The organism is Streptacidiphilus sp. MAP12-16, assembly GCF_041262165.1.
Classification (GTDB): domain Bacteria; phylum Actinomycetota; class Actinomycetes; order Streptomycetales; family Streptomycetaceae; genus Streptacidiphilus.
On record NZ_JBGCBY010000018.1, the window covers coordinates 24,919 to 42,799 of the forward strand.

The window sequence follows — 17,881 nt, forward strand, 5'->3', positions numbered from 1 at the left end:
AGCCCCTGATCCGGTGGTCAGTGGTGGCTGTTGTTGTGGCGGAGTTGGTCGGTATGGCGGGTGATGGTGTCGATGCGGGCTGCGAGGTGGGGGTGGGTGGCCTGCAGGTGCTGGTGGGTGTCGGCGAGTGGGTCGATGAGGTTGGCGGCGTCGTTGTCGGCCAGGGCGGCGGCGAGTTTGGTCAGTGGGGTGTCGGCATGCGCGGACAGGTCGGTCAGGGCGGTGATCTGGCCGGCGAGCTGGCGCAGGTCGGCGGCGTTGGCCCGGGCCCAGGCGGCGATGGTGCGGTCGGCGGCGCGGCGCTCACGGGTGGCTTGTACGCGTTGTTCGCCGGTGGTGCCTGGGGTTCCGGGGCGTATGCGCAGGTAGCGGCGTTCGGCGGCCTGGCGGCTGGCGACGCCCAGGGGGTGGGCGAGGTCGGCCCAGCTGGCGCCCGCCTCGCGGGCTGCTTCGATCAGTCCGGGTTCCCATCCGGCGAGTTGGTCGCGCAGCTCGCGCAGCAGGAGCAGAGCGGCCAGGGCCTGCTGCGAGCTGGTCTGCCTGGGTTCGGGTTGCTGGCTCGTGGGTGGCGCCTGCGCGGTGTGTACGGCCTCGTTGATCGCGCTCAGCGCTGCCGCGGCGGCGAGGAAGGATCTGGGGTCGCCGGGCTGCTCGGCTGCGGTCATGGGGCGCCCTCCATCGGCGTCGTCCAGTTGACGACATTGTGCTTGTCATCGTTTGGATGACATGTTACAACGGTGTCAGGTGAAGCGCATTGGCAGTTCCTGCCTGAACCTTTGGAGGTGTTTCGCGATGTTGATGCGCACCGACCCGTTCCGCGAACTCGACCGGCTCGCCCAGCAGCTGACGGGGACCAGCGGTACCTGGTCCCGGCCCTCGGCGATGGCGATGGACGCCTACCGCGAGGGCGAGGAGTACGTGATCGCCTTCGACCTGCCCGGTGTCACCAAGGACGCGATCGACATCGACGTCGAGCGGAACATGCTGACCGTCAAAGCCGAGCGTCGGCCGGTCACGAAGGCCGACGACGTGCAGATGGAGCTCTCCGAGCGGCCCCTGGGCGTCTTCTCGCGCCAGCTGGTGCTGGCCGACACCCTGGACACCGAGCGCATCGACGCCCACTACGACGCCGGAGTCCTGACCCTGAGGATCCCGATCGCCGAGCGCGCCAAGCCCCGCAAAATCTCCATCGGCGGGGAGTCCGCGCACAAGCAGATCAGCGGTTGAACCGGGTTCACACCCGCGCAGGCGGCGGAGGACGGGAACCGATCTCTCTCCCTCATCCCGTCCTCCGCCCCTCCTACCGGTACCAAGACGAAGGGGGCCATGGTGGCCATGCGATGGGATGCGTTCCTGAAAGAGGTTCAGGACCGCGGCGAGTACGGCACCCAGCTGGAAGCCGAACGGGCAGCGCGCACTGTCCTGGCGCTGCTGGGGGCACATCTGGTCGGTGAGGTCCGGGCCGAGCTTGCCGCCCGGCTCCCGGAGACCTTCGCTGTGATCCTGCTCAACCCGCTGAAGGCCGCCGAACCGCTGCCCGCGGACCGGTTCGTGCGAGCCACAGCGGCCTGGATCGAAGGCGCCACCGAACAGACGGCGACCTGGGACGTCAGCGCCGTACTGAGCGTGGTCGCCGACGCCGCGGGCACGGACCTCACCCGCCGCATCCTGCTCCAACTCCCCGTCGGCTACGACCTTCTCTTCGGCCACCCCCAACCCACCTGACCTGAGGACAAACCCCCCGCGCAGCAAGTAGGCGCGAGCGGGGTTCGCCTCGGGAAGGGCGCCAGCCAACGAGAACATCCCTCGCACGAGAAAGGCAATCGTCCACCGATGTCCCCCCAGCCTGAACCGGCTCCGACCACGCCGGGCATGACCTTCGAGCAGATGCTGGAACGGATCCGCTACGAAGGCCTCTACCCCACCCGGGAGAAAGCCGAAGAGGTCATGCGCGCCGTGCTGGGGGCCCTCGGCCGTCAGCTCACCGGCGACGAACGCGCGGAGCTCGCCGCGCGCCTGCCCGTCGAAGCCGCCCTCACCCTCACCGCCCAGCAACCCGAGACCGAACCGCTCACCGGCCTGGGCTTCGTCAAGGACCTCGCCACCCGCACGGGCTCCACCCCCGGCACCGCACGCTGGGACACCGGCGCCGTCCTCGCCACCATCACCCACCTGACCGGCCCCGGCCTGATCGACCGGATCCTCGCCCAGCTCCCCTCCGGCTACGCACTCCTGTTCGGCCGCGCCGAACTCACCCAAGCCGCCTGAGACACCCGACTCCGATCTCGGTACAACGCGTGCCGTTGGCTGTGGACCTGATTTGCACAACCATGCCGGCTCCGGCGATGACATCGCCGGAGCCGCGTCTGCGTGTGTGCCCGTTGGTCAGGCCGCGACGCCGCCGGCGGCCGGCGGAACATCACCGGGGGCGCCTGCCGCCTGCCGCCTGCGGTCCGCGGTCCGCGGTTCAGGTGCCGGTCTTGCGGTGGGGGTCGGCAGCGCGGTGGCGCAGTTCTTCGTTGATGCGCAGGGCTTCTTCGAGTTGGTCTTCGAGGATGACGATGCGGCAGGCGGCATCGATGGCGGTGCCCTGGTCGACCAGGTCGCGGGCGCGCATCGCGATGCGCAGCTGGTAGCGCGAGTACCGGCGGTGGCCGCCCTCGGAGCGCAGCGGGGTGATGAGGCCGTGTTCGCCCAGTGAGCGCAGGAAACCGGCGGTCGTGCCGGTCATCTCGGCGGCGCGGCCCATGGTGTAGGCGGGGTAGTCGTCGTCGTCGAGGCTGTCGGGGGTGTGGGGTCGGTTGGTGGCCGTGGTCACTGCACCTCTTCTTGTGGTTGGGGGACGCGGCGAGGGGCCCCGGCGCCGTTGCGGCTCCGGGGCCCCGAAGGGTTTGACACCATCTACCGGCCTTGGCCGGGTTCCCTATGTCCGCACTGCCCCTGGGGGATGGGGGCTGTGCGGGGATCGCGTATGCGTGACCGGAAACCACCGTCCTTCGTACTTGGGGGTCTGCGGTGTCCGCCCGGGTGAATGCCTCACGGGCCGGGCGATCCTGATGGCGCTCTGTCCCTCCGTTCATCCTCTAGTACTGACCGGAACTGCGAACTGCGGGTACTTCTCGGTAACTGCTGAACTGCGAACTGCGGGTACTTCTCGGTAACTGCTGAACTGCGAACTGCGGGTACTTCAGAACTGCCACCTACTGGTACTGCTCCGGCGGCCCGCATCGGCCACCTGGTCCGACAGCCAGCCCCGTCGCCCGACCTGCTCACCTGCTTGGCTTGGAACCCCACTGCCGAACTCCCAGCACGCGCGCCCGCAGTCCGGCGCCTTTGCTGAGATACCGCGTACTTCACCTGCTGGCCCTGCCCAACACAACTTCACTTGCCGCACCTGTACGGGCTGCGGTAAGCGCTGGTGGCAGCCCCTGACACTGCGGGCCACCCGGTCCGGCTGCCGACCCCGTCGCCCTACTGCACCAACCCTGGCTTCAGGACTCCGCAACCGTGCCGACCTGCGCACTTCTCTACTACTGCCGCCAGTTCGTGTCTGGCGGGTACCGCTTGACCGCGTCTACGAGAGAAACACTAACCACAGCGGCCCCCGATGTCTACTCCAGCCAGCACAGTTTTTGAGCTGTTTGAAGGGAAGATTGTCTCCGCCCCCGCAACGCCCCTGCCCAGGACGACGAGCGGAACCAAGGGAGAGTGGAAGGGCCACAAGCCGCGGCGCCGGTGCGCGCACCCGAGCCCCGCGCCTTTCCGAAGCGGCCCTGCGCCTGCTGACCCATCGCCAGTTCCGCACCCTCAGCGACGATGTCCGCCTCACAGCACTGTCGGTGCTCGGCGTTGGCGTGCTCGACGCAGATCCGGCGGGAGGACTGGCGGCGACGCATTTCGCGCCAGCCGTACCGCTCGGTCAGCGGCGCGTTGTCGATGTCCTTCGGCCTCCTGGGCGGGGCCGAGACCTGGCCGGGAAACTCGTTGGCCAGACCCCGGTAGCCGTCATCGACCTCTGCTTTGACCTGCGGATACTGGCGGAATTGCTCCGCGATGCCTTCGGTGCGCACGGCGGTTTGGTCGTGCATCCGGCCGGGCCGCTCGGCGCCGGACCACAGGGTCCGGCCCTGCTGGTCGCTGATCGTGGTCGTTTTGATGGTGTTCTGCCTGCGCTTTCCGGAGATGAACGCCCGCCTGCCGGGGCGGCCCGCCTTCGGACGGCGAACCTGGGTCTCCATGCCGTCGATGCGCAAGCTCACGCCCTCGGCATCGGCGTAGGCGAACACGTCCTCCAACGTGCGCAGCCGGATGCCCGGCCGGTCCGGCACGGCGAACCCGCGTGCGGCCAGCAGCGGTCGGACCTCGCTGATCGCCCGGCCGACGGTGGAGGAGCCCACCTCGTAGATCACGCCCAGCGCCGCATGCGTCAGCCCGGTCCGCAGATGGACCAGTGTCACCAACACGCGGTCGATGAAGACCAGTTCGTAATTCGGGCCGGCTCCGATCTCGCGTTGCCGGGCGCCGGCACGCCGCTCGTGGCGTCCGGACTCGCAGCGTGCTTCCCAGCACGGCGCGAGCTCCTCGATCAACTCGCCCAGATATTGGCGCGAGATGCCGCAGAAGGCCGGGTGGGCCATGGCCGCGCGGGCCAGCTTGATGTTCACACCGCAAGAACCCGCGCGGCCCTCGACACGTCACGGCCTGCCGGGCAGAGGTCAGACCCGGTCGAGGGGCCGATGCGGCTCGTCCGGGAGTTCTACTGTGATCGTGTCGCCGGGACGCACCACGCCGCCCACTTGGACGACGCTCATGATTCCGGCCTTGCGCACGATGGCCCCGGCCTCGTCACGGCCGACGACCTTCTTCAGCAGCCCGTCCTGGAAGTTGTCGATCTGCAGGCAGGGATTGCGCAGGCCGGTGACCTCCACGATCGCCTCGCCGCCGACACGCAGCAGTGTCCCAACGGGCAGGGCGAGCAGGTCGATGCCGCTGGTGGTGATGTTCTCGCCGAGATCGCCGGGCGTCACGTTGAATCCCTCTCCGCCGACTTCGGTGAAGAGTTCCTCGTGGATGAGGTGGACCTGGCGCAGGTTCGGCTGGGTGGGGTCCTGCGCGACACGCGAGCGGTGCTTGACCGTGACGCCGGCGTGTACGTCCCCCTCCACACCGAGCCCGGCGAGCAACGTGATGCTGGCCCGGTTGGGCTTGGTGAACGAATACTCGCCGTTGCTGCTGACTGCCGATACTGCCCCGCCCATCCCGCGGACCCCCTGCTCGGTAGCGATGGTTCGCCAAGAGCCTAGCCTGCGGTTCTGAGGGCACAGCACCCCGCGAGCAATCGCGGGTCAGGCCGTTAGAGATCACACAGTTGGGGGCTGGCGTGCTATCTTTGTGAGCGATCGTTCAACTATGGAGGTACGGGTGGGCCGCAGACAGCTCTGGGACCGGGCAGAGGTCCTGGCCTCGGCTATGCGACTCTTCCGCCACCGGGGTTACCTCGGCGCCTCGCTGCGGGACATCGAGGAAGCGACCGGGCTGCACCCGGGCAGCCTGTACCGGGTCTTCGAAAGCAAGGACGGCCTGTTCCGCGCCGCCCTGGACGCTTACAACGACCAGGTGGTACAGGGCCGGGTCCGGGCCCATCTCCTTGAGCCGATGGACCCCGTGGCGGGCATCCGGTCGTTCTTCACCTCAGCGTTCGAGACCGGCCTCGATCCCGATCCGGGCTGTCTGCTCACCAACACCGCCGTGGAGTCCTTCACCGTTCCGCAGGCCGCCGCCGGAGTACGCCGAGGGCTGGACGCGATCGAGTCCGGCTTCGCAGACGCGCTGACGCGGGCCCGCGCCCTGGGCCTGCTGTCGGCGGATCTGGACGTCGAGGCGTCGGCAGCCCGGCTGTTGGCGCTCTATCAGGGTCTGCTGGTGCTGGTAAGGGCCGGCACGCCCCTCACGAAACTGCACACCATCACCGATGGCGCGATGGCGTCGATCGGCCCCGAGAAAGACGGACAGCGATGAGTGACTCACAGCAGCTCTGGACGAACTATGCCGCGTGCTGGTCGGCCGACCCCGACGAGCGGCTCGCCGCCCTTCGCGCGGTGGCGGTCGAAGACGTCGCCTACCGGGACCCAGGCACGGAGGTCGGCGGGCTGACCGAGCTGGCCGCCTACATGACCGGATTCGCAGGAGCCTTCCCCGGTCACCGGTTCCGCATAGACGAGGTACTCGACCACCACGACCGCTCGCTCGCACGGTGGACCCAGCTCGGCGAGCAGGACGAACCCGCCATGGCAGGCGTGAGCACCGCGCTCCACCGCGACGGCCGACTCGCCGACATCACCGGGTTCTTCTTCGCGTGAGCGGATCTCGCAGCCTCGCCGAGCATGTCGCCGATCAACTGGCGCCGCTCGGCGAGGTCACCATCCACCGCTACTTCGGCGGCTGGGCACTGCGCAGCCACGGCAGGCAGTTCGCAATGGTGATGGACACCCTCTACCTCCGCGTCGACAGCGCGGCCCGCTCCTTCTACGAGAGGGCCGGGTCCACGCCGTTCACCTACCACGCCGCGGGCCGCGAGGTGGTGGTGCACACCTACTACAGCGTCCCGCCGGACGCGATGGACGATCAGGACGGACTGTGCTCCCTGGCCCGCACGGCACTCCGCTGATCAGCCGATCCCCAACCGCCGCACCGACGGCACACCGCTCAGAACTCCGCCCCCCCGGTCGCTGCAAGCGGCCCGTCCGCCCCTCGAAAGGGTTGTCGTCCCGCTCATGGCCCCGGCCGGACGTACAGGGCTCCGGCCAGGGCCGGTCCCGGTGGGCCTGAGCAGTTCCGGCGCGCCCTGCGAGACCCGATCAGGACCGAGCGCGCGTGCCGGCGTCCTCTCCGGAGGGCCCGGGGACCGGGGAGATGGCGTTGTCGCGGATGGTCCTGGCGTACCAGTGCGCGCTGTCCTTCGGAATGCGGCGCTGGGTCGGGTAGTCGACGTAGACCGCTCCGAAGCGCTTGGAGTAGCCGTAGGCCCATTCGAAGTTGTCCAGCAGCGACCACAGGAAGTACCCGCGCACGTCGACTCCGTCGGCGATCGCGCGGTGCACGGCGGCGAGGTGTGCCTGGACGTAGGCGATTCGCTGCGGGTCGTGGACCTGGCCGTCGGCGGTGAGTTCGTCGTGGTAGGCCGCGCCGTTCTCGGTGATCACCAGGGGCAGCCCGGGGCGGGTGCGGGCGACGTCGGTGAGCAGGTCGTAGAGGCTGTCCGGGTCGACCGACCAGTTCATCGCGGTGAGTTCGCCAGGAGACTGGTGGAACACAACGGTCTCGGAGCCGGGCCACGGCGAGTGGTCGCTGGCGCCGTGGGCGTCGTTGCGGGCGGCCTCGCGCGGTGTGAGCCCGGTGCCCTCTGCGGGGGCGGAGACCAGGGTCGGTGAGTAGTAGTTGATGCCGAGCAGGTCGATCCGGGCGCCGATGGCTTCCTCGTCGCCGGGACGGACCAGCGTGTCCCAGTCGACCAGGTGCGCGGTGTCCGCGCGCAGGTCCTGCGGGTAGCCGCCGCGCAGGATGGGACCGGTGAAGATCCGGTTGCCGACGGCGTCGATGCGGCGCGCCGCGTCGAGATCGGGCTCACTCGTGGTGAGGGCACGGACCTGGTGCAGGTTCAGGCTGATCGCCGTTCGGGCTCCGGCGGGGAGCTGGGCACGCAGGGCGGCCAGGGCGCGGCCGTGGCCGAGGTTCAGGTGGTGTGCGGCGCGTAGCGCGTCACCCGGGTCGGTGCGCCCCGGGGCATGGACGCCCGATCCGTATCCCAGGAAGGCCGAGCACCACGGCTCGTTGAGCGTGGTCCACACCGACACCCGGTCGCCGAGTGCCTCCGCCACGAGGGAGGCGTACTCCCCGAAGCGCTCGGCGGTGTCACGATGCGGCCAACCGCCCGCGTCCTCCAATTCCTGCGGCAGGTCCCAGTGGTAGAGGGTGACCACGGGGTCGATCCCGGCCTGCTCCAGTTCGTCGACCAGGCGCCGGTAGAAGTCCAGTCCGCTCTGCAGGGCCGGGCCCCGGCCGGTGGGCTGGACCCGGGACCAGGAGACGGAGAACCGGTAGGCCTTGAGCCCTAGTTCGCGCATGATCGCGACGTCGTCGCGGTAGCGGTGGTAGTGGTCGACGGCGACATCGCCGGTGTCCCCGCCGGCGACCTTGCCGGGAGTGTGGCTGTAGGTGTCCCAGATCGAGGGTGTCCGGCCGGCCTCGGCGGCTGCGCCCTCGATCTGGTACGCGGCTGTCGCCGCGCCCCACACAAAGCCGGGCGGGAACACGAGTCGCTCGCGCTGCGCTTCGGTACGAGGCCGGGGGGAGCGCTGCACGGTGGAGGTGGGAGGGTTCACGAGAGGGTCTCCTGGAGGAGTGAGAGGGAGTCGGGGGCACACAGCGGGCCTTTTGCCAGCCGGGCTCAGCCCTTGATGGCGCCTTGGGTGATGCCGCCGACGATGTGCTTGCCGAACAGGACGAAGACGAGGAGCAGGGGCAGGGTGCCGATCAGGGCGCCGGCCATGATGACGGACCAGTCGGTGGACCAGCCGGTGCCCAGTCCGGCCAGGGCGACCTGGACGGTGGGGTTGGTCGAGCCGTTCATGGCGATGATGGGCCACAGGAAGTCGTTCCAGGACTGCACGAAGGTGAGCATGCCGAGCACCGCCATGGCCGGCCTCGCGATGGGGACGACCACGTGCCAGACCGTGCGCAGCGAGCTGGCGCCGTCCATCCTGGCGGCTTCGAGCAGTTCCGTGGGAAGCGCCTGGACCAGGTACTGCCGCATGAAGAAGACGCCGAAGGCGGTGACCAGGGTCGGCAGGATGAGGGCGCCGAGGTGGTTTCCCAGGCCGAGGTTGCGCATCAGGATGAAGAGCGGGACGACGCTCAGCTGGGCCGGCACCGCGAGGGTGGCGACGACGAGGCCCATCAGCACGCCCCGGCCACGGAAGTGGAGCTTGGCGAAGGCGAACCCCGCGAGGACCGAGAAGGCGACTGTGCCCAGGGTCACGGACCCGGCGACCAGGGTCGAGTTGAGCAGGGCGACGCCCATGCCGCGACCGCCGGCGTTGCTCCACACGTAGGCGAGGTTCTTGAACAGGTTGCCGCCCGGCACGAGCGGGGGCGGAGTGGACACCACGCGGTGGGCGTCCGTGGAGGCGGCGACCAGGGTCCAGTACAGCGGGAAGAGCGAGGCCAGCGCGACGAGCGCGAGAACGACGTAGGTCAGCGGTCCGGCGTGGTGCTGGCGGCCCGCGCGGGTCGGGCGAGGTATCAGTCGGCGACGCCCGGGGTGCGCGTCTGCCGGTGACGGCTCTGTCGGCGAGGGCGTGACCGCGGCGACCTGGCCGTGGCTGGGTTGGGTGGTGGTCATGGGTTGTCTCCCGTCACTGTGAACGGCGCAGGCGGCGGGCGATCAGGGCGTTGGCCGCTCCGACGAGCAGCAGCAGCGCGAACATGATCCAGGCGATCGCGGAGGCCCGGCCGAGCATGCTGTTGCGGAAGCCCTGGTCGTACATGAACACGCCGAGCGTTTCGTACTGGTTGGCGGCGCCGCCCTGGTGACCGCTCTGGCCTCCGAAGAGGTAGGGCTCGCCGAAGAGCTGGGTTGCACCGATGGTGGAGACAACGACCGTGAACAGGATGGTCGGGCGGAGCGCGGGGATGGTGACGTGCAGGAACTGCTTCCAGCGTGACGCGCCGTCCAGTGCGGCCGCTTCGTAGAGTTCACCGGGCACGGCCTGCATCGCCGCGAGGTAGATCAGGGCGTTGTAGCCGGTCCACCGCCAGGTGACGATGACCGCGATGGCGATCTGCGAGGTCCAGTGGCCGGCCTCCCAGTGCACCGGACCGGCGCCGACCAGGCTGAGGAGCCAGTTGGCCATCCCGCCCTCCGGGCTGAAGATCAGCGCGAAGACCAGGGTCGCGGCGGCCACGGAGGTGGCGTAGGGGGCGAGCAGAGCGGTCCGGAAGAAGGCGCTGCCGCGCATCTTGTAACTGAGCAGGTGGGCCAGGCCCATGGCCATGAGCAGCTGCGGCACGGTGGAGAGCACGCCCAGGGTGACGGTGTTGCCCAGGGCGTTCCAAAAGAAGTGGCTCGGTGGGCCGGTGAACAGGTCGAGGTAGTTCCCGAGGCCCACCCACTGGGACTGGTTGACGTTGTACAGGCTCACCTGGTGCAGCGAGAGCCAGCCCGTGTAGAGCAGCGGAAACAGTCCGAAGGCGGCGAAGACCAGGAAGAACGGCGCCACGTACACGTACGGGGATGCCTTGGTGTCCCACCGGTACAGGCGACTGCGCCAGGCCTGACCCTGCGCCGCCCGGCCTCGGTCTTGATCCGGGCCGTCGGGGGGTGCGGATCTACTACGGCCGCCGCCGCGCCAGTGTGTCGAAGTGGCCACGACTAGGGCTCCCTTTCTCGGGTTTGGTCGGCTGTTCGCCTTCCGTCGGTGCAGGACACCGACGGAACCGGCACCCGGGCGGGTCGGCGCGTCCCGCCCGGGAACGAACGGCTACTGGACGCTGCTGTCGATCTGCTGGACGGTGGCGTTCCAGGCGTCCGTCGCGCTCTTGTGGTTCTGCTCGACGAGCAGGATTCCGTTGCCGAAGTCGCTCTGCAGGTCGCCCGAGTGCGGGCCGATCTCGGCGGGTTGGATGGCCTTGGCCGCGGTGGAGAAGATCTGACCGATCGGCGCGTTGGGGCCGATGAAGGGGTTCTTGAAGTCGGTCACCCCGGCCAGGCTGTACGCGCCCACGTTGGAGGGGATGTTGCCGACCTTCTCGAAGACCTTGGCCTGCTGGGCGGGTGCGGTCAGCCACGCGGCGAGTTGCTCAGCCGCCTGCGTGTGGGCGCCCGAAGACGGCACGGCCAGGAAGGAGCCGCCCCAGTTGCCGGCGGCGGGGGCCTGCGCCACGTTCCACTTGCCGGCGTTGGCCGCACCGGAGAACTTCTGGATGTTGGCCTGCTGCCAGGACGGGCAGATGGTGGTGGCGAAGGTCGACTGGGAGAACGCGGTCTGCCAGGGCGTGTCGAACTCCTTGAGGCCCTCGGACTCGCCCGCCGCGTCGGCCTGCATCGCCAGACTCCAGGCCTGCTTCACGCTGGCCGAGTTCTTGTAGTCGAGCTTGCCGCCCGAGTAGTACTGCGTGGTGCTGCTGGAGACGACGCCGTTGAACAGGCCCGTCGCGGAGTCCATGAAGTGGGTGCCCTTGGGCGCCTTCGCCTGGAACTGCTGGCCGACCTGGACGAACTTGGCCCAGTCGCCCGCCCACAGCGCGCTCACCGCTGCCGGGTCCGAGGGCAGTCCCGCGGCCTTGAAGAGGTCCTGGCGGTAGCAGACGGCCATCGGGCCGACGTCGGTGCCCAGCCCGATCGTCTTGCCGGAGGCGGTGGTGGCCTGCGCCCACTTCCAGGGCAGGTAGTCGCTCTTGTTGACGCCGGGCGCCTTGCTGAGGTCCTCGAACGCACTGCTGAGCGCATCGGAGGTGGCCAGGGAGATCCGGCCGACCTCCAGCGCCTGAATGTCGTCCAGCCCACTCCCGCCGGCGAGGTGGGTCTGCAGGGCGGTCCAGTAGTCCGTCTCCAGGGTGGTGGTGTCCTCCTTGATCGTAATGTTCGGGTGCGCGGCCATGTAGGCGTCGAACAGACCCGCCTCCTTGTAGCCGAAGGTGCCGAAGTCACCGACCGTCAAGGTGATCTTGGCGTTCGGGTCGGCCGCGCCCTGGGACCCGCCGGCGCTCGACGAGCAACCCGAGGCGAGCAGCCCGACAGATGCGGACACTGCCAGCGCCGTGAACACAGCTCTGCTACGAGACCGGGCGACGCGGACAGCGGGGGACGTACGCATGGGAACTCCTTGATCGGACGGTGCGGCTGGGCGAAGTGGCTGGGCCGACAGGACTGGGTGGGGCGGGAACCGGCGTGAGGCCTGGCTCATTCTGGAAGCGCTCCCATGAATTTGCCTGACTCTCAGGCATATAACAGCAGGGTGATTGGATACCCATGGCCATAACTGGGAGCGCTTCCAGTTGCCTGGCGTGAAGACTGCTTCCTGCGCGGCCACCGTGTCAAGGGGGAGTCGACCAAGTTGCCGGAGTGTGTCCAACCGCCGAGGAGGGTCTACGCTTCGGGCGTTCACTCCGGATGACGGATAGAAGAACGAGCGAGGTGCACGTGAAACGAGGGACCACCCACGACGGGCCCGGCCCGTCGGCAAGTCCCCCCGCGGCACCCCACCCCGGTGGGGCGACTCTCGACGATGTGGCGGCGCTGGCGGGAGTGGCCCGTAGCACGGCCTCCCGAGCGGTCAACGGTTCGCACGAGGTCAGCGAGAAGGCCCGGGCCGCGGTCCAGCGGGCTGTCGCCGAGCTCGGCTACGTGCCCAACGGCGCGGCGCGCGCCCTGGTCAGCTCCCGTACAGACGCCATCGCGCTCGTCGTCCCGGAGACCCAAACCCGGTTGTTCTCCGAACCGTACTTCTCGGACGTCATCAGCGGGGTCTCCATGGAGGTCGCAGCCGCCGACATGCAACTGCTGCTCATCCTGGTACGCAACGAAGGCGAACGCAGGCGCCTGACGGCCTATCTGCGCTCGCACCGCGTGGACGGGGTGATCCTCGTGTCCGTGCACCGCGACGACCCGCTGCCCACGCTGCTCGAGGAACTCGGGACCCCCACCGTGCTGGCCGGACGCCGGGGTGAGAACGAGTCTCTCAGTTACGTGGCCGGGGACAACCACGGCGGCGCGCGAACGGCCGTGCAGCACTTGATCGGCGCAGGACGCACACGCATCGCGACCATCGCCGGACCACTCGACATGGAGGTGGCACGGACCCGCCTGGCGGGCTACCGCGACGCTCTCCAGCGGGCCGGACAGGCTCCGACCGACGATCTGGTTGAGGTGTCGGACTTCACCGAGGAGGGCGGTGGAACGGCCATGCGCGCCCTGTTGCGGCGCGCTCCGGACATTGACGCAGTTTTCTGCGCCTCCGACGTCATGGCGGCCGGCGCACTCCAGGCGTTGCGATCGGCCGGGCGGCGCGTGCCGGAGGACGTGGCCCTGGTCGGCTTCGACGACTCCATCATCGCGCGCCACACCACCCCCGCCCTCACCAGTGTCCGACAGCCGGTCGAGGAGATAGGCCGCGCCATCGCCCGGCTCCTGCTCGACCAGGTCGCCGAGCCCAAACGGCCAAGACGTCAGCTCATCCTGCCCACCGAGCTGGTGGTACGCCAGTCGGCTCCCGGTGACAGAACGTCGGCAGCGAAGAGCTGACTCCGGCGCACGCGGGAGCGCCGGAGGGGCGGTTCACGCGCTGCCCGGCGTCGCGGACTCCGGCGGTGATGTCCCGAGGACCTTGCGCGACCGCTTCACGCCGAAGCGGCCCCGCAGGCCGGACAGCAGAAAATGCCGCTCCTGTGACAGCGGGGGCGGCAGGGTGTACCGGGCCACGTCAGTGACACACCAGCACGCGTCAGCAGACGAACCCCGAAGCAACCGGACCCTGTCAGTGCCGCTCCCGACATCCCACGGTCTGTCAGAGGGGCATGGAGGCATACGGGGGCGTGAAGATCTCATTGGCGTTCACGAACACCGTCTGGTCACCGAGGGCATCGCTGCCGAGGTCAACGGCTTCGGGGGCGGCGTCCGCCGGGTCGTGACCACTGCGGGTCGAGGAGCCGCAGGAATGCCTGCTGGGCGTCGCGCGTGAAATTGGACTGCCTGTCGTGGCGCCAGAGCTTCCCATCGTCTCCGGCGCCCGGGCAGCGCGTGTTCCACGCATGGCGCAGGTCCTGCCAGGTGCAGTCGACGGGCTCGACGTAGTAGACGAACGAACCCGGCGGATCCGCCTTGCGAGGCCGCCCCCGGCGCTCGGCGTCCCGAGTGTTGACGGGGTGGTGGAGCAGGTGCGGGCCGACGTGCTCGGCGAGACGGTACGAGCGCAGTGCCTGGGCGCGCATCGGCGGATCTGCCTGCTCGCCGAACGGATCTGCCGTACAGCTCAGCGACCTGCTGCGGAGGCAAGGACGGGTCGACGGTAAGGACGACCCGGGTACCGGCGGCACCGCTCGTGCCGTGACGGATCTCCGCGGAGGCCGTGTAGGTGAGGACCGTCGGAGAGAATCCGGTCAGGACGAACTGGGTTGCCCAAGCCGGTGCCAGCGGTAGCGTCCGGCGAGCTTCTGGGACAACTCAGCGAGCTCACCGAGCACGCCGGTGCCGGGGACACTCTGCTTGACCGGCAGTCCGGGCTGAGTATCGGCCCCTCACGCTCCGAGATGCGAGGCCAGTTCCCCAGAGGGAGCCTGGAGATCATGGCCGCCGCCCGGCGGCCCGAGGCGAGATCCAGCTACTCGGAGGTTCTCATGGCCCTACTGATTGAGATCGACTTCCCAGGTGTGACCGCGAAGCAGTACGACACCGTGGACACGGCCGCAGGCACACGATCGTCGCAACCGCCCGAAGGGCTGCTCTTCCACTCGGCAACTATCACGGACGCGGGTCTGCGCATCGTGGACCTCTGGAAATCATCTGGCGCGCTGGACGCGTTCATGTCGAGGATGCTGCCAGCGCTCAAGGAGGCCGGCTTCCCGGAGGTGGGTCCGCCCAAAACCACAGAGGTCTACTACTACTACCCTCAGCGATGACATAGTTTCGCCGGTCTCCTGCCCTGCCCGCCATCGCACTGTCCGCTCGGCCGCGACCTGCCCGACACCGGCCGGGAAGCCAGCGTCACCCCGCCTGCGACCGGCTGTCATCACTGCCCAGTGCCGGTTCGGTGCGACACAAGGGCTCTCGACCAGGTGGCCGTGCTGTTGGCCTGACCTGGTGTCATGCCGCCTTGGGCAGGGCGCTCGTGGTCGGCGGTCCGGTTTTGAGTCCGCCGGCCGGAGTCGCAGCCATATCCGTCCGGGCAACGGTTGACCCGCATCTGCACCCTGGCTTCGAGCTGTGCGTTGACCCTGGCCAGCTCCTGCTGCATTTCCTTGTGCTGTGCGCTCAGCGCCTCGAAGTTCACCATCAGCTGCTTCAGCAGTTCCTCCGAGCGGCAGTTGGTCTCGAAGTCGTGCTCGGCCAGCTCGCTGGAGATCTGGTCGCTGCGCTTCGCGGCGATCAGCAGGATCGCGCCCTGCATAGCCGCCAGGCAGGACAGCACCAGGTTGAGCAGGATGAACGGGTACGCGTCGAAGCCGTGCGTGCGGTTGAGGCCCATCCACACGGCCAGGACGGGTCTACAGGGTGATCCGGCCGGTCAGCCACCAGACGATCCGCGGCTCCGCTCGAGTGCTGCAGGTCAGGGCTGGTCGCCCACGAGGGCGATTGCGCGCGTCTCGGGAACTCCCAGCATCAGCAGGCTCGTGATCGTCGCTGCTCGGGCGCCGAGGGTCCCGTTCGACAGGTCGCTGTCCGCGATGGCGAACACGACGCCGTAGGCAACCTGGCTCAGAATGCCCGCCGGCAGGTGCTGTGCGAACACGTCGCTGTCCTGGCCCCGTTTCACGAGGTCGGCGAGGAGCTCATCGACTGGCCCGAGCAGGCCGTGGATCGCCTCGCCGTACTCGCCACGGCGCAGCGCCAACAGCACTCGGTACCGGTGCGCCACCGGCCAGACGCGGGCGATGAATTCGACCCACGTCGCGTCCGCTTCTGCGTCGGAGGCGTTGACTTCGGTGAGCACGGCTGTCACCTCGGTGACGGCCCGTTCCGTGAGTGTCCGAAGCAGGTCGAGGCGCGAGGGGAAATGGCCATAGACCGTGCGACGGACGACGCCGGCAGCGGAGGCGATGTCGCCCATTCCGGCGTCGGGGTTCTCTCCCAGCACATCGAGGGCGACGTCGAGGATGCGATCGCGTGTCTCGTTCATCGAGCGCACACGGGAGGACTCGGTGGGCACGACACCATTATTGCACACCAGTGTGCAATGAAGTAGATTGCACACTGGTGTGCAACGGAGAGTTGCGCTGTGCTTCGAAGCTCAGGAGAGAGAAGAAGGCAATGACCGCACCGACACCGCCGGCCTCGACCCTCGTCCGCCCGTTCACCGTCTCGATCTCGGATTCGGAGATCGACGACGTGAAGCAGCGACTGGCCAGAACTCGATGGCCGGACCCGGAAACGGTGGGCGACTGGTCGCAAGGGGTTCGCGTAGCGAACGCCAGATCTCTGGTCGACTACTGGGAGCGCGGCTACGACTGGCGGCGCTTCGAGTCCGAGCTCAATCGCTTCCCCCAATTCCTGACCGAGATTGATGGGCTGGACATCCACTTCATCCACGTCAGGTCCAAGAATCCCAACGCGATGCCGCTGATACTCACGCACGGATGGCCGGGCTCGATCGTCGAGTTCCTGAAGCTGATCGGCCCGCTGACCGATCCGGTTTCGTTCGCAGGAGACGCCGCCGATTCATTCGACGTCGTCGTCCCGTCGCTCCCCGGGTTCGGGTTCTCCCAGAAGCCCACGGAGACCGGGTGGACTGTATCGCGCATCGCAAGCGCGTGGGTGGAGCTGATGAAGCGTCTCGGCTACACGAGATGGGCCGCGCAAGGCGGCGATTGGGGTGCCGTCGTCACCACCGCCCTCGGGGCCATGCAACCTGAGGGGCTTCTCGGAATTCATCTGAACACCCAGTACGCCTTTCCCGCACAGATACCCGACATCTTGTCGCCCGAACAGCGCTACGCCGTGGAGACCCTCGCCCTCTACACCGGCGATCTCGGTGGGTCGAACCACCTTCAGGGCACGAAGCCGGAGACTGTCGGATTCGCCCTGGCGGACTCTCCCGCCGGTCAGGCAGCCTGGATCTACGAGAAGTTCCAGTCCAAGACCGACAACCACGGGCTCGCCGAGGACACCCTCAGCCTGGACGACATGCTCGACGCGATATCCCTCTACTGGTTCACCAACAGCGCAGCGTCGTCCGGCCGCATCTACTGGGAGAACAAATCGGCCACTCTCGCCGGCCCGAAGCTGACGCTTCCGGTCGCGGTGACCGTCTTCCCGAGGGACATCCCACGCCTGCCACGAAGTTGGATCGAAGACACCTACAGCAATCTGATCCACTACGGCGAGGCCGACAAGGGCGGGCACTTCGCGGCCTTGGAACAGCCCGTGATCCTGGTCAGCGAAATCCGCACCGGCCTGCGCACCCTTCGTTCCTGACGCCAACGCGCGCGACATCCGGCCGCCGGACTTCGAGGCCGGCATCGAGCGCGCGGTGCGCGGCCTGAGAGGACCGGAGGGCCACGACGGGGCCATCATCAGCTGGCACCTGGCCACCGCCCTGTCGCGGATCATGCCCCGCGAGGCGTTCCGGCCCCTGCTGGGCTGAATGCCGCGAGCCCTCCGCCGAGATCGCCGCCAGCACGGCCGCCCGCCGGGCTGAGCAGGCGCTGGCTCACGCGGGAAGCTGACCGACCGGCCGGGGGCCGGGGCGACGCGCGGTCGACACGGTGCGCCGCCCCGGCAGGTCGACCATGCGGGTGGCCTCCCCCGGACCAACGAGCACACCGGGCCACCGTCACGGGCCGGTCGTAGGATCGGCCGGTGCCCGACGACCACACCCCCGACCCCTCGCCGACCGATCGCCAGTGGGACGCCCTCGGAGAACTCCGCCGCCTCCAAGAGCAGGACCTCCCCGCAGGATGGGGAACACCCAGTCCGCACCTCGCGACGCTGAAGCCGACGGTGACCATGGGCCTGGTCGACCTGGAGGAATCCGGCACCCCCGACCGGCGCCGACGCCAGTGGACTGCTGCCCTCACCCAGGCCGGGCACGACGTCCTGGACCAGGACGACGCGGAACCCACCGAAGCCTGAATCAATATGACGAGATTGGCGGCGTGGTCGATTCCGCCG

Annotated in this window: 21 protein-coding genes; 10 read left to right on the plus strand and 11 right to left on the minus strand. The window is 68.7% G+C overall.

Annotation, left to right across the window (positions count from 1 at the left end):
* Positions 1–17: 17 nt before the first annotated feature.
* A complete protein-coding gene (locus ABIA33_RS23105; RefSeq protein ID WP_370084287.1) occupies positions 18–665 on the minus strand; it encodes a type III effector protein in 648 nt (215 codons plus the stop codon).
* Positions 666–792: 127 nt separating this feature from the next.
* Here ABIA33_RS23105 and ABIA33_RS23110 point away from each other — a divergent pair, with 127 nt between their 5' ends.
* From ABIA33_RS23110 to ABIA33_RS23120, 3 genes are all read left to right on the plus strand, one after another.
* Positions 793–1,227: an Hsp20/alpha crystallin family protein gene (locus ABIA33_RS23110; RefSeq protein WP_370084288.1), complete on the plus strand. Its 435-nt coding sequence runs from the start codon at positions 793–795 to the stop codon at positions 1,225–1,227.
* Positions 1,228–1,335: 108 nt separating this feature from the next.
* Positions 1,336–1,725 carry a DUF2267 domain-containing protein gene (locus tag ABIA33_RS23115; RefSeq protein WP_370084431.1) on the plus strand — a complete coding sequence of 130 codons (390 nt, stop codon included), beginning with the start codon at positions 1,336–1,338 and terminating at the stop codon, positions 1,723–1,725.
* A gap of 108 nt (positions 1,726–1,833) precedes the next feature.
* On the plus strand, positions 1,834–2,268 hold the full coding sequence (locus ABIA33_RS23120) for a DUF2267 domain-containing protein (protein WP_370084289.1): 435 nt from the start codon (positions 1,834–1,836) through the stop codon (positions 2,266–2,268).
* A gap of 199 nt (positions 2,269–2,467) precedes the next feature.
* Here ABIA33_RS23120 and ABIA33_RS23125 read toward each other — a convergent pair whose 3' ends face one another.
* The 3 genes from ABIA33_RS23125 to ABIA33_RS23135 form a co-directional block, all read right to left on the minus strand.
* Positions 2,468–2,818 carry a MerR family transcriptional regulator gene (locus ABIA33_RS23125; protein WP_370084290.1) on the minus strand — a complete coding sequence of 117 codons (351 nt, stop codon included), beginning with the start codon at positions 2,816–2,818 and terminating at the stop codon, positions 2,468–2,470.
* Positions 2,819–3,611: 793 nt separating this feature from the next.
* Positions 3,612–4,664 (minus strand): transposase family protein, encoded by a 1,053-nt coding sequence (locus ABIA33_RS23130; RefSeq protein WP_370084291.1) that lies wholly within the window; start codon positions 4,662–4,664, stop codon positions 3,612–3,614.
* 51 nt (positions 4,665–4,715) lie between these two features.
* Positions 4,716–5,258 (minus strand): MOSC domain-containing protein, encoded by a 543-nt coding sequence (locus tag ABIA33_RS23135; RefSeq protein WP_370084292.1) that lies wholly within the window; start codon positions 5,256–5,258, stop codon positions 4,716–4,718.
* Positions 5,259–5,421: 163 nt separating this feature from the next.
* On the opposite strand from ABIA33_RS23135, the gene ABIA33_RS23140 reads away from it, so the two are divergent.
* The 3 genes from ABIA33_RS23140 to ABIA33_RS23150 are packed head-to-tail and all read left to right on the plus strand — an operon-like array spanning position 5,422 to position 6,667.
* Positions 5,422–6,018: a TetR/AcrR family transcriptional regulator gene (locus ABIA33_RS23140; RefSeq protein ID WP_370084293.1), complete on the plus strand. Its 597-nt coding sequence runs from the start codon at positions 5,422–5,424 to the stop codon at positions 6,016–6,018.
* Positions 6,015–6,359, plus strand: coding sequence for a nuclear transport factor 2 family protein (locus ABIA33_RS23145; RefSeq protein WP_370084294.1), 345 nt, complete (start codon positions 6,015–6,017; stop codon positions 6,357–6,359). The genes ABIA33_RS23140 and ABIA33_RS23145 overlap by 4 nt, the downstream gene beginning before the upstream one ends.
* Complete coding sequence (locus tag ABIA33_RS23150; protein WP_370084295.1) at positions 6,356–6,667, plus strand: TfoX/Sxy family protein; 312 nt, start codon at positions 6,356–6,358, stop codon at positions 6,665–6,667. Before ABIA33_RS23145 ends, ABIA33_RS23150 begins: the two co-directional genes overlap by 4 nt.
* Positions 6,668–6,857: 190 nt before the next feature.
* On the opposite strand, the gene ABIA33_RS23155 is transcribed toward ABIA33_RS23150, so the two are convergent.
* The 4 genes from ABIA33_RS23155 to ABIA33_RS23170 all read right to left on the minus strand — a co-directional run bounded on the left by ABIA33_RS23155 (position 6,858) and on the right by ABIA33_RS23170 (position 11,873).
* Positions 6,858–8,360, minus strand: a complete 1,503-nt coding sequence (locus ABIA33_RS23155; protein WP_370084432.1) for a glycoside hydrolase family 1 protein — start codon at positions 8,358–8,360, stop codon at positions 6,858–6,860.
* An 86-nt stretch (positions 8,361–8,446) separates the two neighbouring features.
* Positions 8,447–9,400, minus strand: a complete 954-nt coding sequence (locus ABIA33_RS23160) for a carbohydrate ABC transporter permease (RefSeq protein WP_370084296.1) — start codon at positions 9,398–9,400, stop codon at positions 8,447–8,449.
* 13 nt (positions 9,401–9,413) lie between these two features.
* Positions 9,414–10,427: a carbohydrate ABC transporter permease gene (locus tag ABIA33_RS23165; protein WP_370084297.1), complete on the minus strand. Its 1,014-nt coding sequence runs from the start codon at positions 10,425–10,427 to the stop codon at positions 9,414–9,416.
* 111 nt (positions 10,428–10,538) lie between these two features.
* A complete protein-coding gene (locus ABIA33_RS23170; protein ID WP_370084298.1) occupies positions 10,539–11,873 on the minus strand; it encodes an extracellular solute-binding protein in 1,335 nt (444 codons plus the stop codon).
* Between the two features lie 413 nt (positions 11,874–12,286).
* Here ABIA33_RS23170 and ABIA33_RS23175 point away from each other — a divergent pair, with 413 nt between their 5' ends.
* On the plus strand, positions 12,287–13,300 hold the full coding sequence (locus ABIA33_RS23175; RefSeq protein ID WP_370084433.1) for a LacI family DNA-binding transcriptional regulator: 1,014 nt from the start codon (positions 12,287–12,289) through the stop codon (positions 13,298–13,300).
* 350 nt (positions 13,301–13,650) lie between these two features.
* Here ABIA33_RS23175 and ABIA33_RS23180 read toward each other — a convergent pair whose 3' ends face one another.
* A complete protein-coding gene (locus tag ABIA33_RS23180) occupies positions 13,651–13,986 on the minus strand; it encodes a hypothetical protein (protein WP_370084299.1) in 336 nt (111 codons plus the stop codon).
* Between the two features lie 183 nt (positions 13,987–14,169).
* On the opposite strand from ABIA33_RS23180, the gene ABIA33_RS23185 reads away from it, so the two are divergent.
* Positions 14,170–14,673, plus strand: a complete 504-nt coding sequence (locus ABIA33_RS23185) for a hypothetical protein (RefSeq protein WP_370084300.1) — start codon at positions 14,170–14,172, stop codon at positions 14,671–14,673.
* A gap of 110 nt (positions 14,674–14,783) precedes the next feature.
* Here ABIA33_RS23185 and ABIA33_RS23190 read toward each other — a convergent pair whose 3' ends face one another.
* The gene (locus ABIA33_RS23190; RefSeq protein WP_370084301.1) at positions 14,784–15,245 is read right to left on the minus strand and encodes a DUF1003 domain-containing protein; all 462 of its coding nucleotides are present in this window, start codon (positions 15,243–15,245) and stop codon (positions 14,784–14,786) included.
* A gap of 75 nt (positions 15,246–15,320) precedes the next feature.
* Positions 15,321–15,920 (minus strand): TetR/AcrR family transcriptional regulator, encoded by a 600-nt coding sequence (locus tag ABIA33_RS23195; RefSeq protein WP_370084302.1) that lies wholly within the window; start codon positions 15,918–15,920, stop codon positions 15,321–15,323.
* Positions 15,921–16,021: 101 nt separating this feature from the next.
* On the opposite strand from ABIA33_RS23195, the gene ABIA33_RS23200 reads away from it, so the two are divergent.
* Together ABIA33_RS23200 and ABIA33_RS23205 are read left to right on the plus strand one after the other, a co-directional pair.
* Positions 16,022–17,185: an epoxide hydrolase family protein gene (locus tag ABIA33_RS23200; protein ID WP_370084303.1), complete on the plus strand. Its 1,164-nt coding sequence runs from the start codon at positions 16,022–16,024 to the stop codon at positions 17,183–17,185.
* Positions 17,186–17,569: 384 nt separating this feature from the next.
* The gene (locus tag ABIA33_RS23205; RefSeq protein WP_370084304.1) at positions 17,570–17,842 is read left to right on the plus strand and encodes a hypothetical protein; all 273 of its coding nucleotides are present in this window, start codon (positions 17,570–17,572) and stop codon (positions 17,840–17,842) included.
* Positions 17,843–17,881 lie beyond the last annotated feature (39 nt).

Coding starts and splice junctions, on each gene's coding strand:
- ABIA33_RS23120 (WP_370084289.1), top strand. CDS start 1,834: ATGTCCCCCCAGCCTGAACCGGCTCCGACCACGCCGGGCATGACCTTC.
- ABIA33_RS23180 (WP_370084299.1), bottom strand. CDS start 13,986: ATGCGCGCCCAGGCACTGCGCTCGTACCGTCTCGCCGAGCACGTCGGC.
- ABIA33_RS23200 (WP_370084303.1), top strand. CDS start 16,022: ATGACCGCACCGACACCGCCGGCCTCGACCCTCGTCCGCCCGTTCACC.
- ABIA33_RS23105 (WP_370084287.1), bottom strand. CDS start 665: ATGACCGCAGCCGAGCAGCCCGGCGACCCCAGATCCTTCCTCGCCGCC.
- ABIA33_RS23170 (WP_370084298.1), bottom strand. CDS start 11,873: ATGCGTACGTCCCCCGCTGTCCGCGTCGCCCGGTCTCGTAGCAGAGCT.
- ABIA33_RS23160 (WP_370084296.1), bottom strand. CDS start 9,400: ATGACCACCACCCAACCCAGCCACGGCCAGGTCGCCGCGGTCACGCCC.
- ABIA33_RS23115 (WP_370084431.1), top strand. CDS start 1,336: ATGCGATGGGATGCGTTCCTGAAAGAGGTTCAGGACCGCGGCGAGTAC.
- ABIA33_RS23145 (WP_370084294.1), top strand. CDS start 6,015: ATGAGTGACTCACAGCAGCTCTGGACGAACTATGCCGCGTGCTGGTCG.
- ABIA33_RS23110 (WP_370084288.1), top strand. CDS start 793: ATGTTGATGCGCACCGACCCGTTCCGCGAACTCGACCGGCTCGCCCAG.
- ABIA33_RS23135 (WP_370084292.1), bottom strand. CDS start 5,258: ATGGGCGGGGCAGTATCGGCAGTCAGCAGCAACGGCGAGTATTCGTTC.